The organism is Microbacterium sp. Bi128, assembly GCF_918698205.1.
In genome coordinates this window covers 1-1,055 of record NZ_CAKKMM010001637.1, presented here as the reverse complement: position 1 = coordinate 1,055, position 1,055 = coordinate 1, and the positions used below count along the sequence as shown (strand labels likewise).

2 protein-coding genes are annotated in these 1,055 nt (G+C 69.6%); one reads left to right on the top strand and one right to left on the bottom strand.

Annotation, left to right across the window (positions count from 1 at the left end; all coding sequences use genetic code 11):
- On the top strand, nucleotides 1–212 hold a 212-nt coding region (locus LQV45_RS35135), incomplete at its 5' end, for a hypothetical protein (protein WP_230012645.1).
- Nucleotides 213–315: 103 nt separating this feature from the next.
- On the opposite strand, the gene LQV45_RS35130 is transcribed toward LQV45_RS35135, so the two are convergent.
- Nucleotides 316–1,055: ammonium transporter (locus tag LQV45_RS35130; RefSeq protein ID WP_374208377.1), on the bottom strand; the 740-nt coding region annotated here is incomplete at its 5' end.

Sequence of the window (1,055 nt, the reverse complement as noted above, 5' to 3'; positions counted from 1 at the left end):
GGTTGGCGGCGTTCGAAGGAGCTGCCGCCACCAGGCCGCCGCCCGCCGCCAGGGCAAAGGCCGCCAGCGAGGCCAGCCCGCGCCCGAACCAAAATGTGTCCGGTCTGGGAAGGGAGCTGCGCCGGTGTCTGCGCGGGGTCCGCGCCACCGATGTTAGCTTCGGTTTTGATGCCTTGCGGCTGGCTTGGCTGAACATCGTGGCCTCCCATTAAGCGAGTTCGCTAATTCGAGTGCCCCCCGCCCATATCTTAAGCCTCCGACCGCGTCTTACACCCGGGCCCTTTGGAAAAACTTGAGCCGGCCCCAGCTGCCGGCTCAGACGAGGCTGTCTTCCTTTGCGCGTGCGGAGGCGTTTTCCGGTGCCCGGCCGGCCGCGTGGGCCGACGTCGCGGCGTGGGCAGGCGTCGCGGCGTGGGCCGCGCCGGTGTGGTGGCCGAACGGGTTGAACCGGCTGAAACCGAGCTCGGCAAAGGCATACGCGGTCTCGGCGTGTTCGGACCGGTCGACTCCGGCGAGTTCGTCCTCGCGGCTGACCCGGAAACCCAGCGTCTTGTGGATGGTGAGTCCGATCACCGCGGTCCCGAGGCCGGACACGGCCACCGTGATGAGGACGGCCACGGCCTGCGCGATGATCTGGTGGAGCCCGCCGCCGTAGAACAGCCCGCCGCCGGCACCGTCCACCGGGAGCGCAATGAAACCGAGGGCGAGCGTGCCGATCAGGCCGCCGCCGAGGTGGACGCCGACGACGTCGAGCGAGTCATCGAAGCCGAACTTGAATTTCAGGTCCACGAACACGGCGCAGGCCGCACCGGCCACGAAGCCAAGGCCCAGAGCGGCGAGCGGGCTGATGTTGGCGCACGACGGCGTGATCGCCACCAGGCCGGCGACGGCGCCGGACGCCGCGCCCAAGGAGGTGTGGTGGCCGTGGCGGACCTTCTCCGTCACCAGCCAGCTGATCATGGCTGCGGCAGGGGCGGCCAGGGTGTTCACCCAGATCAGGCCGGCCTGCTCCACTGTGGTGGCGGCGCCGGCGTTGAAGCCGAACCAGCCGAACC